12 protein-coding genes and 1 pseudogene are annotated in these 15,443 nt (G+C 32.2%); all 13 read right to left on the bottom strand.

Going from position 1 to position 15,443, the window contains the following annotated elements:
- Nucleotides 1-13 precede the first annotated feature (13 nt).
- The 13 genes and pseudogenes from DIS07_RS10785 to DIS07_RS10725 all read right to left on the bottom strand — a co-directional run bounded on the left by DIS07_RS10785 (nt 14) and on the right by DIS07_RS10725 (nt 15,304).
- Entirely contained in the window at nt 14-367 is a 354-nt protein-coding gene (locus DIS07_RS10785; protein WP_109405262.1) for a hypothetical protein, read from the bottom strand.
- Between the two features lie 183 nt (nt 368-550).
- Nucleotides 551-1,192 (bottom strand): DUF6266 family protein, encoded by a 642-nt coding sequence (locus DIS07_RS10780; RefSeq protein ID WP_109405261.1) that lies wholly within the window; start codon nt 1,190-1,192, stop codon nt 551-553.
- 131 nt (nt 1,193-1,323) lie between these two features.
- Entirely contained in the window at nt 1,324-1,746 is a 423-nt protein-coding gene (locus tag DIS07_RS10775; RefSeq protein ID WP_109405260.1) for a DUF6943 family protein, read from the bottom strand.
- Between the two features lie 1,267 nt (nt 1,747-3,013).
- Nucleotides 3,014-3,454 (bottom strand): heavy-metal-associated domain-containing protein, encoded by a 441-nt coding sequence (locus tag DIS07_RS10770; protein ID WP_109405259.1) that lies wholly within the window; start codon nt 3,452-3,454, stop codon nt 3,014-3,016.
- A 33-nt stretch (nt 3,455-3,487) separates the two neighbouring features.
- Nucleotides 3,488-5,260: an efflux RND transporter periplasmic adaptor subunit gene (locus DIS07_RS10765; RefSeq protein ID WP_109405258.1), complete on the bottom strand. Its 1,773-nt coding sequence runs from the start codon at nt 5,258-5,260 to the stop codon at nt 3,488-3,490.
- Nucleotides 5,261-5,262: 2 nt separating this feature from the next.
- A pseudogene (locus tag DIS07_RS10760) lies at nt 5,263-5,976 on the bottom strand (PepSY domain-containing protein).
- Nucleotide 5,977: 1 nt separating this feature from the next.
- Nucleotides 5,978-6,562, bottom strand: coding sequence for a DUF2911 domain-containing protein (locus tag DIS07_RS10755; RefSeq protein ID WP_109405257.1), 585 nt, complete (start codon nt 6,560-6,562; stop codon nt 5,978-5,980).
- 2 nt (nt 6,563-6,564) lie between these two features.
- Complete coding sequence (locus DIS07_RS10750; protein WP_109405256.1) at nt 6,565-7,302, bottom strand: heavy-metal-associated domain-containing protein; 738 nt, start codon at nt 7,300-7,302, stop codon at nt 6,565-6,567.
- Between the two features lie 2 nt (nt 7,303-7,304).
- Nucleotides 7,305-8,540 (bottom strand): TolC family protein, encoded by a 1,236-nt coding sequence (locus tag DIS07_RS10745; protein ID WP_109405255.1) that lies wholly within the window; start codon nt 8,538-8,540, stop codon nt 7,305-7,307.
- Nucleotides 8,537-12,244, bottom strand: coding sequence for an efflux RND transporter permease subunit (locus DIS07_RS10740; protein WP_109405254.1), 3,708 nt, complete (start codon nt 12,242-12,244; stop codon nt 8,537-8,539). The genes DIS07_RS10745 and DIS07_RS10740 overlap by 4 nt, the downstream gene beginning before the upstream one ends.
- Before the next feature lie 108 nt (nt 12,245-12,352).
- Nucleotides 12,353-12,766 carry an HYC_CC_PP family protein gene (locus DIS07_RS10735; protein WP_235869128.1) on the bottom strand — a complete coding sequence of 138 codons (414 nt, stop codon included), beginning with the start codon at nt 12,764-12,766 and terminating at the stop codon, nt 12,353-12,355.
- Nucleotides 12,767-12,827: 61 nt separating this feature from the next.
- Nucleotides 12,828-14,780, bottom strand: coding sequence for a heavy metal translocating P-type ATPase (locus tag DIS07_RS10730; RefSeq protein WP_109405344.1), 1,953 nt, complete (start codon nt 14,778-14,780; stop codon nt 12,828-12,830).
- A 29-nt stretch (nt 14,781-14,809) separates the two neighbouring features.
- Nucleotides 14,810-15,304: a methyltransferase family protein gene (locus DIS07_RS10725; protein WP_235869127.1), complete on the bottom strand. Its 495-nt coding sequence runs from the start codon at nt 15,302-15,304 to the stop codon at nt 14,810-14,812.
- Between the last annotated feature and the right edge of the window lie 139 nt (nt 15,305-15,443).

Genomic DNA, 15,443 nt, shown 5'->3' with positions numbered 1-15,443 from the left:
TTTGGTCGCTTTTTTAGTTTAAATATTTTTCATTTATTCGAAAACAGTTTTCAGTTCCTAAAAACTCCGGGTTTCCATACTCTTCAATCCAAGTACCTTCCAGAATATCTTTAGTTAAACATTTATAAGTTACAGTTCCTTTATAAAGGTTGTTTTCATCTCCTTGGTACTGAAAATTAATAATTAAAGTATTGTTCTCAAAAAAACCAATACCAAATTGCTGTTGATTTTTATTAATTAACCACTTGGCAATAATTTGGTTTTCTTGATTTAAAGACAAGTTTAACTCTCCTGTATAAGTGTTTTCTGAATCATCTTGATTACTGCCTATAATTGAGAAGTTGCCTACTAAATCTTGAATTGTCATTATTTTCCGATACAATATTTAACTACCCTTGATTTTAGTAGGTTTGAAGTGATAGGGCAACAAATAGGGTACAGATTATACATATTAAAGGAAACTTGGGAATAAATAACAATAGATTGAAGAACAAATATAGCATAAAAAAAACCACTCATTTGAGTGGCTTTTCAATTAAAACATCAAAAATTAAATAGCTGTTCCAGAGCCTAAATAAATACTATTTGATACTGTGCTATTATCAGAAGTAACAAATGCCATAAAAAGGTGTACAGTGTCACCTACATAAGAACTTGGAATTGAAATTACATCTGTTCCAGTTGTTCTATTTGCTCCATCCAATGTATAAATAGATTCTTTTTTTTCAGGATTGTAAACAAGGATCATTGCTTTGTCATCTGCATTTGCATTTCCTTCTGTTGAATTATCATCCCAATTGAAAGTTACTTCTCCAGCAGTTGACAAATCAGTAGTACCATTTAATACTCCTGATAAAGTACCTCTACTTAACAATGCTAAAGAGTAATCAATAGTGAAGTTTGGAGCTGTACCACTAACTGCATTATTCAATACATAAGACATTGCAGCATTGAATTCAGTCTTTTTTGTTGCAAACGATTTATAACCTAATTTAATAAAACCTAAATTTGGTTGCAAATAGTTTAAAGTAATAGAGAATCTATTACGTTGATTTACTTGTCCCTCTGTTCGAGGGTTTTTAACACTTGAAGGTTTGATTCTTAAATAATCAATTCCCTTCCAATTTCCTCCGATAACGTTTCCAACCTTACCAGATAATCCACCTAAAATACCTTGTGAAATTTTACCCATTTTACTACGATTTAAATATTAATATACATTTGGAGTTGGTACGGACTTGGTTTTAACTTGTACCAACTATATTAATATACTGCAATTATTATGCAATTTGACGTGTTCTATTTTTGTTGCCCTTTGTTGCCCTACTTTGCGTTTTTAAAAAGACTTTCTATATAAGATTTCTTTAAAAGTGCCATTTTTTCGATGACATATTGTAGTTCTTTTTCTTTTTTAGAAATTATACTGACAGCTTTTATATGCTTATTAAATTCTAAATTTTTACTTGATTCAAAACCTTTTAATAAAGTGTTTTTACAATCGTTTATAGAAATAAAAGGAATAACACTGCCTTTTAAATAATATGCATAATATCCGCCAATTTGCAGCATCATAGATAAATGATATAATGTGTTTTTTTCTTTTTCTGTTTTTGTTATTATTACAAAACAATTAGGGCAGGAGAGAGTTAAAGGTTTTCCGCTGTTTAGCCCTTTGTTTAAAATAAAAAAATGTGGGTTTGAGTAAGTGCGCCCAATCTGGTGGGTCTTGATTTCAAAAGTTGACATAGGTATCCAATTAAAATTATGCTTCGCTGCGCTTCGCACATTTTTTTGGAAGTAAAAAGAGATATGCCCTGGACTAGTGCCTTAGGATAGGTTGTCAAGGTTTTTGGATAAAAGTTTTTTTAAGTTCGAGTATTGTTTTAATGAGAGAATGTGAATAAAAAAAAGTTTTATTCAAAACCCGGAGGGCTTGACCTTGATAACCTAAAAGCGTTGGATGATGCAAGGCACTTATATTTGCTATCTTTTTTTATTTATTGATTTATTTAAGAAATGACTTTTGATTTATATGATTAAAATTATTTTTTGTTAGTGAAATGAAACAAACAAAGACTTGAGATAAGGAATACTTGGACTTAGCGATGGTTTTGTGCAGATGAATAAGATAATAAATAATAAACTATTAATGTTCTTTAAAATTTAGTATTTTTACTACTGTGAGTTTAGACTCACATTCTTTTTCATAGCAATTTTTTACCCACCTCTCCACGATGTGGGTTTCTTTTTAAAATTATTAAAGACAGAGTACCTAGTGCGTGTGCAGCAGCGAAAATAAGTGTGTAACTTTTTATTTGTTTTGTTCTTTGTTTCTTGATTGGTTTCTTTAAAATTGGATGCATCTAAAAATTACTTTTAAGAACTGCTATGTATTATACTTTAACTTAGTTTTATAGCATTACCATAGCATACAATTTTAGTGAAAACAACTTTACGAATTTTCTGACAAATAATAAGTTACACTCTTATTGGCTTTTTTTGATTTTATAGGTGCTTAACAATTAATCTTATAAAGTGCTATTTTACATTCTAACAAGAGCATCTTATCGAAACTATAATAGCACTTATAAAAACAATGCATTAAAGACTGAATATTATTTAAATATCTAAATTTCATTGTTAATAACGGATGTGAGCGTGAGAAAAGCGGATATTTTACATAATACCAGTTATAGCTACGAAAATATAAGAATACTGCGTTAGCAAACCCTTGTAAGGATTTTTGCTACTATAACTTGTATTATGTAACATAGCTTGGGTGAGTTTAGGGTTTTATGATAGAATAATAAAAGAATAGCTTATTGCAGTTTGGTTTGATTTTATGAAAACCAAAGCTGTAATATGCTATTACCTTAAAGACAAAAAAAACGCTAAACTTTTGTGGCGAGCGGAACAACACAAAAGACAGAGGATTTTGAGGCACGAAAAAACTGGGTTTTGGGTTGTGGGGAATAAAAAAGAGCCTTTCTAAAAAGACTCTTAAATTATTGGCTTAATGGTCGTGATTTGAATGGTCTTCCGATTTCATTTCACCTGACTGATTCATAGCCATTTCGTGGTCGTATTTACAACAACCAGGTAAATTGTTATAAGCTTCTTTACTACCAGCTACTTTTTCGGTATCATACCCTGAAGCTGCAATAGCTTTGTGAATTGTCATAGCATCTGTTTTGGTATCATCAAAAGAAACATCAATCTTCTTTTTATCGACATCCCAATTGGCACTTGCAACACCTTCAACACTATTGGCAGCTTTTTCAATGGTACTTTTACACATTCCGCAATTTCCTCTTACACCAAAAGACAGGTCTGTCATTGCCATATCTTTTGATATTTCAGTAGTTGTGGTTTCTGTTTCTTTTTTAGTTTCGTTTTTACAACTTGTTAAACCTAATGCTGCTATTACAGCTAAACTTAAAATTACTTTCTTCATTGTTTTAAAATTTAATTGTTATTACTTGATTTATTATTCTATTACTTTTTTTACTTCTCCACAGGTTAGCATTGCTTCACCAAAATATGGATTGATTACTTTTTCTTCTTTACTCAACCAATATGCTCCATTGTTGTTATCTGCCATAGGACAAAATTCCACATACACTTTTTCATTAACACCAAACAGTTGTACAGCATTTATTAAATGTGATGATAGATGTTTGAAATGGTCTCTTTGAGCCTTTATATCAGAGGTTTTAGAGATAGATGTTGCAGAAGATTGTATTTCTTTGACTAATGACATCCAATGTGTATGAGCATTATTGTCTGATAATAATTTCATATCCACTTTACTTAAATTGTTTAATAAACTTGTTGCATTAACTGAAGTATTTTTTGAATCTTCTTTAACTAAAGCATCTTTTAAATTGATATAATCATTGTAAACAACTTTTAATTGTTCTTGAAATTTCTCTGACACTGTCAATCTTTCGTTCATATTAGTATGGTCACTTTCTTTTTTTGATGCATTATTATCCATTCCTAAATGTCCTTCGTGACCTGTCATTACTTTGCCACCTTCCTTATTCATCATTGATTTTTTGCCTTGTAATTGAGCTGCTGCATCAACCGTAAATGTTCCGTTAGTCACGATTTCATTTCCAATAAATAAACCTTCCAAAACTTCATATTCATTACCAATTTGATTACCTAAAACAACTTCACGCATTTCAAAAACGGTTTGGTCTGGATTGGTTTTTAAATAGACAACAGAACGTTCACCTGTCCAAAGTACAGCAGATGCTGGAATTGTTAATACCTCATCATTACTACTTGAAACTCGTTCAATATTGGCGGTTACAAACATTCCTGGTTTAAATACATCGTTTTTATTATTAAGGACCACACGTAAGGTTACTGTTCTTGTTCTGGTATTTAAAATTGGGTCAATGAAATCTACTTTCCCTTTAAATTCCTTATTAGCATAAGCGTTTGTAGTCACTAAAACTTCTTGTCCCTTTTTAAATAAATAGATTTGATTTTCATATACATCAAAGTTTGCCCAAACCGTGTTTAGATTCGCAATTTTTAATAAAGGTTGACCTTGTTTGATGTAATCACCTTGTTCTACTAATTTTTCGGTAACTGTTCCTGAAACGGTTGCATAAACTGGAAAGTTTTCTTTTACTTTTTGAGTTTCTTCAATCTGATTGATTTGATTTTCAGATAGCTTCCACAACTTCAATTTATTGCGAACCGCCTTGTACAATGCAGGTTGTGATTCCTTTAAAGATGATGCTGTAATTAACTCTTGTTGTGCTGCATACAATTCTGGCGAATAAATGGTTGCTAATAATTGACCTTTACGGACTTCTTCTCCTGTAAAACTGATATTCAAACGTTCTATTCTACCTGAAAAATAACTTACCTGTACTGCGTTTGCTTCTTCATTTTCAGCAATTTTACCAGATAGCTTAATCGTATTACCTTCAGCATTTCCATTACCAACAACAGTCGTTTGAATATTGGCTAATGCCATCGCATTTTCAGTTAACTTGAATTGGTTTGCTAGCAAACCATCTGAACTACTTTCGGCAGGAATTAAATCCATACCACAGATAGGACAATCACCTGGTTCTGGTTGCATAATTTGTGGATGCATAGAACACGTCCACATTTGATTGGTTTTTTTTGTTTCCGTATGATTGTGCTCTGTACTTTCATTGGATGAACTTCCAAATAGCAACCAACCCAAGTGTAAACCAATTATTAATATTCCTATGTAAACTATATATTTTTTCATCTCTAATTATTTTTTCTTCTTTTTAATATTTTTCTGATTGATGGTGACGATGTGTACCATAGTAAAAAGCCACTCAAAACCGTTATTAAGCCTAACAACGAGAATGCTCTTAAAACTACTGTATTAAAGTTATCTCTACCTTCATAATCCATTGTGTGCGTCATCCATAAAAAATCGAACCAACGTCAACTACGATGTCTTACAGTTTGAAATTTTCCATCTTTTACGGACACATAAGCTTTCAATGCCTCGTCAGATTTATAAGAAATCACATAAGCTGGCAATAACTTTTCTCTATACTCGTGGTGCTTTCCAGTCTCATTAATTTGCTCTACATTTTCAACTACCAAATCACTTTTCATATAGTTTTTTGCTATATAAAGTGCTTCCTCTTTTGTGATGCTATTCTTTGGGCTTCCATCAATAGCATTGTATAATTGTTTTTTATTTACCCAGTAGTAAGGCGAATCATTAATGTCTCTCAACTCAATAGTGTTGATACCTTGTGAAACATTAAGCTGTGATGGACTAATTAGATTGTTAAATGATTTAGGCTGATATTCCATATTTTTAAAATGGTCTCCGTGTATTTCATCAATATCTGTCCAACTAAAATACAGACCACTAATTGTCCAAAACAAAAATTGAATACCCAAAAACAAGCCTAAATATCTATGGGATTTTCTAATTTTTAATGCTGTATGTCTGTTTACCATTTTATTGATTTATTTTGAATGGAAAGCTAATTGTCACCTTTTCCCAAGCAAGAGAAATACTTCCTTCTGTTTCACTAATCTTATTTACTTTATATTCTAAATGCTCTGTAATTTTGTCTGAAATACTTGGTTTCACTTTAAATCGTATCACATCATCATTTACATTATAATCGTCTTTACCGTGTTGATTCCAGTTTTTATTAATCATTATAGTCCAATCCTCTTTTGAAGGAATCGTGAAAAACCCATATTTTCCTTTTGGAAGCACCTCACCATTTATAATTAAATCTTTATTGGTTTCAATCCAAGTTGCCATATGTGCTCCAGCTTGCCAGACATTATCATAACCAACTAATCCACCAAAGATGATCCGTCCTCTAACTCCTGGCGATGAATAGTCTATATGAATATGTGCATCTCCAATCATTGCCATTGTAGATGTATGTGGGCTTAATGGTTTCTTCTTTGGTGTTTCTTTCTTTTCAACTTTGTGTTGTTGAAGCTCATCTTTTACCTCTTTTTTGGATTCGTTTTTACAGGCGAAAAGAAGTGTAATTATCACGGATATTTGTAGTATTTTTTTCATTCTTAAAAAATATTTATTAACATTAATACTGCCATTACAATCATAATGGCATTTTCAATAAATGTGGCTTCTGTCATAGGAAGTTTCAGAGCTGTACCTAAACAAGCGCATCGAATAGATTTTTTATCCAATAATGTTTTTGTAACTCCAATAGTTGTAATACCTAAAACAACAAGTGTTACTATTAAAGCAATTTCTACTTTAAAGCGCATTAAAAACATTAAACCCAAGGCAGTTTCAATAAATGGATAAATCCAACCATAAGCAGGAACTCGTTTTGCTAATGGGTCGTACATTTTGAAAGATTCTGGGAAGCCTTTTAAATCTAACATCTTGAAGAAGCTAAACACAATGTAGAATAAGCCCATAAAGTCGAGCATAAATGCATTCCAACTCCAATCTTTATAATGTAATAATACACTTGCGGTTGCTATATAAAAGATGATTAGTAGTAAAGGCTTTAATTGCTGTAGTTTGCTTTTTTCTTCTACAGCTTCAACATTTTTAAATTGAGAAGACGAAAAGACGTTCTTTTCCTCTTTTTGAGATATGGTATATTTTGTAGCTAAAGATTTTTGAAGTTCTTCTACCTTAACGTGCTTTTCCATAGTTATAGTAGCTTCTCCTTTTTCGAGATTAACTTCAACATTGGTAATATTATCAATGTTACTTAAACTTTTTTCTACAGATGCTTTACAACTGCCACAAGTCATTCCTGTTATTTTATATGTATGTTTCATTGTTATTGAATTAAATAATTAATAATTGTGCTTTGCACATAGTAGCCCTTAATAGACTCTATTTGGTTCATTTGAAACTTTAGTTGCAATTCCTGAATATCCAAAACATCATTAAAATCTATCGTTCCTGTTTCGTAACTTTTGATTAAGATGTCTTCTGCATCTTTAGCTTGTTTTAAGTTCTTGGTTTGAGTCTCATAACTTATTCTTGCCGAAATACGTTCATTAATCGCATTACTTAAAAGTGTTTCCAAAGTGTTTAATCGTTCTTGTTTTTGAGCTGTTATTTCTTGCTTTTCTAACTCATTTTGCTTGGTTTGAGATTTATATTTTTTATTAAAAATTGGGATTGACACGGAAATCATAGGCATCACAATATCTTTACCGTTATCCGAGAAATTCATATCTGGCCTTTCGGAAACATTGATAAAGTCCAAGCCAAAACCAATCATAGGACTGCTTTCTTTTTGGTTTAATAATTCTGATTGTTCTATGGACTGATAGAGTTTATCATACTTCAACAATTCAGGATGTAATGCTAAATTTTTAGTAGTGATTTCAAAGTCTTCTGTTGGCATTATTAAACTCTCTACCACAGTAACAATAATATCATTTTCCCTGTTCAAAAGGTTATTCAGATTTGTTTGTTCTGCTAAAAACTGTTGACTTAAAACATCTTTTAGTTGTTGCATTTCGTTTTGACGCATTTGCAATCGCAACACATCTACAGCAGATGCTTTACCAACCTCAACAGATGTTAGTGCTAATGTCTCATAGGTTTCCAATAGTTTAATGTTTTCTGTTAGCACCCTTTGTTTCGCTTTGTTAGCGTATAAATTATAATAGGATTGTGATACAGAAGCCATCAATTTTCGCTTTGCAATAACAATGTCCTCATATTTTGCATCGGCTAATGAACTGATATAATTTTCTCGTGAAGTAATTGTGCCAAACCACGGTAACATTTGTTTAGCCGATACTTTAAATCGTTGCGCACCTGTTCGTGTTTCTGGTTCGCTCACAAAGTAACCTACACCAAATTCGGTATTAGGAATTGTATTGACTTCGTTTACTTTTTCAGAAGCTCTTTTGTATTGCAACTCAAATTTTCGAATTTCTGGATTGTTATTTAATGCAACATCAATAAGCGTTTCTAACTCTTGACTTTGTGCAGAAAGCACGAAGCATAAAGCACAAAGAACAAAGACTGTTTTTATATTGATTTTTATATATTTCATTTTGTTGCTCTTTTAAGTTGAACTTCGGATTTCCAGCTATATAATACTGGAACTACAAATAAGGTTATTAAGGCTATAAGCATTCCACCAAAACTTGGTATTGCCATTGGAATCATTATATCGCTTCCTCGTCCTGTAGATGTGAGTATTGGTAATAATGCTAATATGGTCGTTGCTGTTGTCATTAAACAAGGTCTGATACGTTTTTCTCCAGCTTCTACTATGGACGCTCTAATTTCCTTTTTATTCTCTGGTGTATTTCTATCAAAAGTTTGCGTTAAATACGTTGCCATTACTACACCATCATCTGTTGCAATACCAAAGAGTGCAATAAACCCAACCCAAACCGCTACACTTAAATTAATGGGATGCATCTGAAATAAGTCTCGCAAATTTTCGCCAAAGAAATTGAAGTTTAAAAACCAATCTTGACCATAGAGCCATATCATTATGAATCCACCTGCAAACGCTACTGCGATACCTGTAAATACCATTAATGAGGTTGCCACAGAACGAAATTGGAAATACAGTATTAAAAAGATAATTGCCAAGGCTAATGGCACAACAACAGATAGCGTTTTTTCTGCTCGTAATTGATTTTCATACGTTCCTGTGAATGCATAATTGATACCTTTTGGCACAATTAACTCACCAGATTCTATCTTTTCTTGAATCAATGCTTGTGCATTTTCAACAACGCTTACTTCTGCAAAACCATCTAATTTATCAAACAAGACATAACCTACTAAAAAGGTGTCTTCACTTTTAATGACTTGTGGACCTTGTTCGTAGCGAATAGTTGCCAATTCGCTTAATGGAACAGGACTGCCTTTTTCAACTGGCACATAAATCTGTTGTAAGTCTGTTGGGTTAGCTCTTAATTCTCTTGGGTATCGCACACGAACACCATATCGCTCACGGCCTTCAACCGTTTGTGTTAATACCATACCACCAACTGCTACTTTTAATACATCCTGAACATCTTGTATAGAAATTCCATAACGTGCAATTTTCTCTCTATCAATATCAATCAATAAATAGGGTTTACCAACGATACGGTCTGCAAAAACAGCTTCTTTTTTAACTCCTTCAGCTTCTTTGATAATGTTTTCCAATTGCACACCAAACGATTCAATTTGCTTTAAGTCTTGACCTTTTACTTTTATTCCCATAGGTGCTCGCATTCCTGTTTGAAGCATTACCAATCTCGTTTCAATGGGTTGTAGTTTTGGTGCTGACGTAACACCTGGTAATTTGGTGACTCTTACGATTTCATTCCAAATATCGTCTGGTGATTCAATTTCTGGTCGCCAATTACGATAGTATTCGCCATCCTTGTCTTCAATTAATTGAGACCTTTTAACTGTACTATAAGTAACATTTTTAGAATTATTTGGATTTGCAATAAAACGACCATCTTTTAATTCAAACAAACCATCATCATTTACTTTGTAGCGTTGCCTTTCTCCATCTGCATTCAGCATATATTCTGGCTTATACTGAATGATATTTTCATACATTGATAGTGGTGCTGGGTCTAACGCTGATTCTGTTCTACCTGCTTTACCTACAACTGTTGCAATTTCTGGAATACTGGCTACTGCCATATCTAATTGTTGTAAAACTCTTTTATTTTCTTCTACGCCAGAATGTGGCATTGATGTTGGCATAAGTAGAAATGAGCCTTCGTTTAAGGATGGCATAAACTCTTTGCCTGTGTTCTTCATAATGAAAAACCCTGCAATTACAATAGCTGTTGGTACAGATAGAAACAATAATTTATTATCTAAACACCAACTTAAAATACGCGTATAGTATTTGATGAATAGCGAAAAAACACCTAATAAACCAAAACATATAACACTAACAAAAATGAGATTCCAGAAGATACTTTTATCAACACCTAATGGTCTCCAATATTCGGCTAACAGAAATATGATTGCTGATGCTGAAATAATGATATTGACAAGATTAGCTTGTTTGTCTGTTATTTTATTTTGAAGATTGAGAAGTGCTGTAATTCCAAAAGCTATTAAAATCAACCCTAACCAATACCCGTAGATTATCGCTGCAATACCTAATGCTATTAAAACACCATTTAAAATAGTTTTAAAAGTGTTTTTAATGCTTTTCTTTCTGAATAAAAATGCTGCAAATGGTGGTATTAAAAATAAAGCAACAATAATAGATGCTGTTAACGCAAAGGTTTTTGTAAATGCCAATGGTCTAAATAATTTTCCTTCTGCACCAATCATAGTAAATACAGGAATGAAACTAATTATTGTTGTCATTACTGCGGTTACGATTGCACCAGATACTTCTGCTGTGGCGTTATAAACTACCGTATTAATGGGTTTTGTTCCATCATCTTCATCTAAATGCCTTATAATATTTTCAGAGAGTATGACACCAACATCGACCATTGTTCCAATAGCAATTGCTATACCTGATAAAGCGACAATGTTTGCATCTACACCAAAGAACTTCATAGCTATAAACACCATTAAAACCGCAACAGGTAATAAGCCAGAAATTAATACTGATGCTCGAAGATTGAATACCATAATGATAATGACCAAAATGGTAATTAGTATTTCTAATGTTAAGGCTTCATTGAGTGTACCTAACGTTTCTTGAATCAATTCTGTTCTATCGTAAAATGGAACTATTGTGACTTGTGATGTTCTACCATCTGCTAATACTTTTGAAGGTAAGCCTGCACTTAATTCGTTAATTTTCTCTTTTACATTATTGATTACTTCCATTGGGTTTGCACCATATCGCGCAACTACAACAGCACCTACAACTTCCGCACCTTCTTTATCTAATAAACCACGTCTTGTTGCAGGACCTAATGATACTTTTCCAATGTCTTTAATTCGTATTGCTGTATAATCTTCGGAAGTAACAACTGCATTTTCTATGTCTGAAATAGACTTGACATAACCTAAACCACGTACTAAATATTCTGCATTATTAATTTCAATAGTTTGTGCACCAATGTCTTTATTACTTTCCTTAACTGCTTTCACAATATGGTGCAAACCAATATTATATTGACGCATCAATTCTGGATTAACATCGACTTGATATTCCTGAACATAACCACCAATAGAGGCAACTTCTGATACTCCGCTTGCAGAGGATAGTGCATATTTAACATAGTAATCTTGAATACTTCGTAGCTCTTGTAAATCCCAACCACCAGTTACGTTTCCGTTTTCATCACGTCCTTCAAGTGTGTACCAAAATATTTGTCCTAATCCTGTTGCATCTGGACCCAAAGCAGGATTAACACCTTCAGGTAATAAACCACTTGGTAATGAGTTTAGTTTTTCGAGAATACGACTTCTACTCCAGTAAAATTCTATGTCTTCTTCAAAAATGATATAGATACTTGAAAAGCCGAACATAGACGAACTACGAATGGTTTTTACTCCAGGAATACCTAACAAAGATGTGGTTAATGGATAGGTAATTTGGTCTTCAATATCTTGTGGTGAACGACCGTCCCACTTTGTAAATACAATTTGTTGGTTTTCTCCAATATCTGGAATTGCATCTACAGCTACAGGATTGCTTGGTAAAAATCCTGTATCCCAATCGAAAGGTGCATTTACTGTTCCCCATCCTACGAAAAGGACGAGTAGTAGTACTGCAACGAGTTTATTCTCTATAAGAAATTTGATTGCTTTATTAAGCATATATTTTGATTATTAAACAGTTAGACATTGATGTTTAGAAAACACCGAATACAACAAATTATCCTTATGACACAAAGCCATTGGATAAAACAGTCTAAAGTTTAAAAATCAAATTAAATACGTCTCGTCAATTTTGTAGAGTTGCCTTATGACGAGTGGCGGTTTGTACTCTTCGTAAGAAGATACATTATTTTTTATACCTTCAAAAAGGTTAATATATGTGTAAACAAATGAAGCAATGAATACCTGTTGTTCAAATGAAATTTTGTCAACTTGTAATTGAAGTTCGTCTTGACCCTCAATTGCTAATTGTTTATCATCGCAACAATTTTTCTTAGTAATTGAACATCCTTCAGTAGAAGGTTTTTCCATTTCCATACCGCAACCTTTGGCTTTATGGAAAATAGCCGTTTCTACTAAAGTATCTCCGCAATAATGCATATTCATAGTAAATGACATTGTAGAGAATAACACTACAAAAGCCATTGCTAAAGACATTATTTTATGGAATACTTGTTTCATACTGATTGCGAAGTTACGAAAATTTAACAAATGTTGGTTTTGTTTAACAGAAGTTTAGTGGTTAACTCCATCTCATTCGTTGTAATCTGACTGCGTTTAAAATTGCTAATAAAGCCACTCCTACATCTGCAAATACCGCTTCCCACATTGTAGCTAAACCACCTGCTCCTAAAAACAATACAATCACTTTAACACCAAAAGCTAATATGATGTTCTGCCAAACTACTTTACGTGTAGAACGACTAATTTTAATCGCCTTTACCACTTTTGAAGGTTGGTCTGTTTGAATAATTACATCTGCTGTTTCAATAGCGACATCACTACCTAAACCACCCATTGCAATACCAACATTACTCGCTGCTAAAACTGGTGCATCGTTAATACCATCACCTATAAAAGCTACTTTATTTTCAGGATTTTTCTTTAAAATTTCTACTTCGTTTAATTTATCTTCTGGTAGTAAACCACCTTTAGCAATTTCAATATTTAACTCTTTGGCTACTTGTTGCGTTATCGAATCTTTATCACCAGAAAGCATCATAATATTTTTAATACCTACTTTATGTAAATCTGTAATTGTTTCTTTTGCATCCTCTTTTAATTCATCTGCTATTACTACATAACCTGCAAATTGATTATCGATTGCTACTAATATTATCGATTCTACAATAGATTCCGTTTCAGTTGGAACATAAATACTATTGGCAATCATTAAGGCTTTATTTCCTACTAAAACTGTTTTACTATTTACAATCCCTCTTAAACCTTTACCTGCAATTTCAGATACTTTGTTAGCTTCAAAATATTCTCCTTCTGCTTTATACTCTAAAATTGCTTTAGCGATTGGATGCGTGGATTGTTCTTCCATCGCCATTAAGTATTGCATAAATTCGGTTTCATTACAACCGATTGCTTTTACTTCTTTGATTTTAAAAACACCTTTGGTAACTGTTCCTGTTTTGTCCATTACCAAAGTATTTATCTTGGTCATTGCATCTAAAAATGAAGCACCTTTAAATAAGATTCCATTTTTTGAAGCTGCTCCCAATCCACCGAAATATCCTAAAGGAATTGAAATTACCAACGCACAAGGACAAGATATTACCAAGAAAATTAATGCTCTGTATAACCAATCTCTAAATACATAATCATCTACAAAAAAGTAAGGTATAAAAGTAACACCAATAGCTAAAAACACTACAATTGGTGTGTAGATACGAGCAAACTGTCTAATAAATAATTCTGTTTTAGATTTGCGTGCTGTCGCATTTTGAACCAAGTCTAAAATTCTCGCTATAGAACTATCTTCAAACTTATTGGTTACCTCAACTTCAATAACGCTTTCTAAATTAATACTACCTGCATAAACCTTGGCTTCCTTTTGAATAGAATCTGGTTTGCTTTCGCCTGTTAATGCTGCAGTATTTAAAGATGCTTTTTCGGATAATAAAATACCATCCAATGGAATTTTTTCACCTACTCGAACTTGAATTTTCTCTCCAATATTTACAGCTTCTGGCGACACACTTATATAGTCACCATCACGAAATAGATTGGCTTCTTTTGGTCTAACATCTAATAATGCTTTAATATTTCCTTTTGCTCTATTTACTGCTGCAGCTTGAAATAGTTCTCCAACTGCATAAAAAAGCATTACTGCCACACCTTCAGGAAACTCGCCAATTACAAATGCGCCTATTGTTGCTATCGACATTAAGAAAAACTCAGTAAAAACATCGCCTTTTTTTATGTTTTTCCAACCTGCTTTAACCACAGGGAAACCAACAGGGAGATAAGCAACTCCATACCAAATAATTCGTTGCCAATCATTAAAGAATAATACCTTAAAATAATCTAAAGCTAGCCCTATTATTAGCATTGTAAAACTAATTATGGCAGGAAAATACTCTTTGAAATTATTTGATTGATTATTATGGTTGTGACCATCATTGTGATTATGTTCTTTTTCTGAATCAGGTTTTAAGTCATTTAAACTAACTTTCTTTTTATTTATCATTTTTTAATTCTTTAGATTAGAAAAATTTATAACCAACGTCTTACTTTTTTAGCATACTTTATATACTCATCTCCAAACTCTCGTTTTAAAAATTCTTCTTCTAATCTAATTTGTGTGTTTATACTTATTGTAGATAATGAAATTATCAATAAAGTAAAAGCGTTCGGAATTACTAAAAACAATCCAATATTTGCTATTATAATTCCAAGAAAAATTGGGTTTCTTGAAATTGAAAACATTCCATTTATTACTAATTTGGTTTTGTTCTTTTCATCAATTCCAATTCTCCAAGAGGTTGACATTTGGCTTTGAGAAATCCACACTAAAATCAATGATGTAAACAAAAATGCCCATCCAATTTTTTGTAAAATAGGATTTTCTAAATACCAAAAAGGTAATAAATATTCGTACCACTCTTTTTTGAAAGCATAGATACCAACAATAATGAGTTCAAAAATTGTAATAAATGTAAAAATCTTACCATTAAAACCGTGAGCATCATCAGTTTTATTGAAGGTCAAAGGATTTATACCTGTTCTCTGCCACAACAATATAGACCTGATTACAAAAACAAATAGGAAATAAAATATAAAATAAGTAAATAGAATCATTGTTTTGCTTTTAAATATTTAACAAAAAAATAAAAAAGAATAATTTTAT

It is taken from the genome of Polaribacter aquimarinus, assembly GCF_003129485.1.
Classification (GTDB): Bacteria; Bacteroidota; Bacteroidia; order Flavobacteriales; family Flavobacteriaceae; genus Polaribacter; species Polaribacter aquimarinus.
The sequence above is the reverse complement of the archived record's forward strand: the minus strand, read 5'-3'. Positions and strand labels throughout refer to the sequence as shown.

What these genes read in the sequence shown, in the direction of transcription:
- DIS07_RS10785 (WP_109405262.1), bottom strand. Translation starts at nt 367, where the DNA reads ATGACAATTCAAGATTTAGTAGGCAACTTCTCAATTATAGGCAGTAAT.
- DIS07_RS10780 (WP_109405261.1), bottom strand. Translation starts at nt 1,192, where the DNA reads ATGGGTAAAATTTCACAAGGTATTTTAGGTGGATTATCTGGTAAGGTT.
- DIS07_RS10775 (WP_109405260.1), bottom strand. Translation starts at nt 1,746, where the DNA reads ATGTCAACTTTTGAAATCAAGACCCACCAGATTGGGCGCACTTACTCA.
- DIS07_RS10770 (WP_109405259.1), bottom strand. Translation starts at nt 3,454, where the DNA reads ATGAAGAAAGTAATTTTAAGTTTAGCTGTAATAGCAGCATTAGGTTTA.
- DIS07_RS10765 (WP_109405258.1), bottom strand. Translation starts at nt 5,260, where the DNA reads ATGAAAAAATATATAGTTTACATAGGAATATTAATAATTGGTTTACAC.
- DIS07_RS10755 (WP_109405257.1), bottom strand. Translation starts at nt 6,562, where the DNA reads ATGAAAAAAATACTACAAATATCCGTGATAATTACACTTCTTTTCGCC.
- DIS07_RS10750 (WP_109405256.1), bottom strand. Translation starts at nt 7,302, where the DNA reads ATGAAACATACATATAAAATAACAGGAATGACTTGTGGCAGTTGTAAA.
- DIS07_RS10745 (WP_109405255.1), bottom strand. Translation starts at nt 8,540, where the DNA reads ATGAAATATATAAAAATCAATATAAAAACAGTCTTTGTTCTTTGTGCT.
- DIS07_RS10740 (WP_109405254.1), bottom strand. Translation starts at nt 12,244, where the DNA reads ATGCTTAATAAAGCAATCAAATTTCTTATAGAGAATAAACTCGTTGCA.
- DIS07_RS10735 (WP_235869128.1), bottom strand. Translation starts at nt 12,766, where the DNA reads ATGAAACAAGTATTCCATAAAATAATGTCTTTAGCAATGGCTTTTGTA.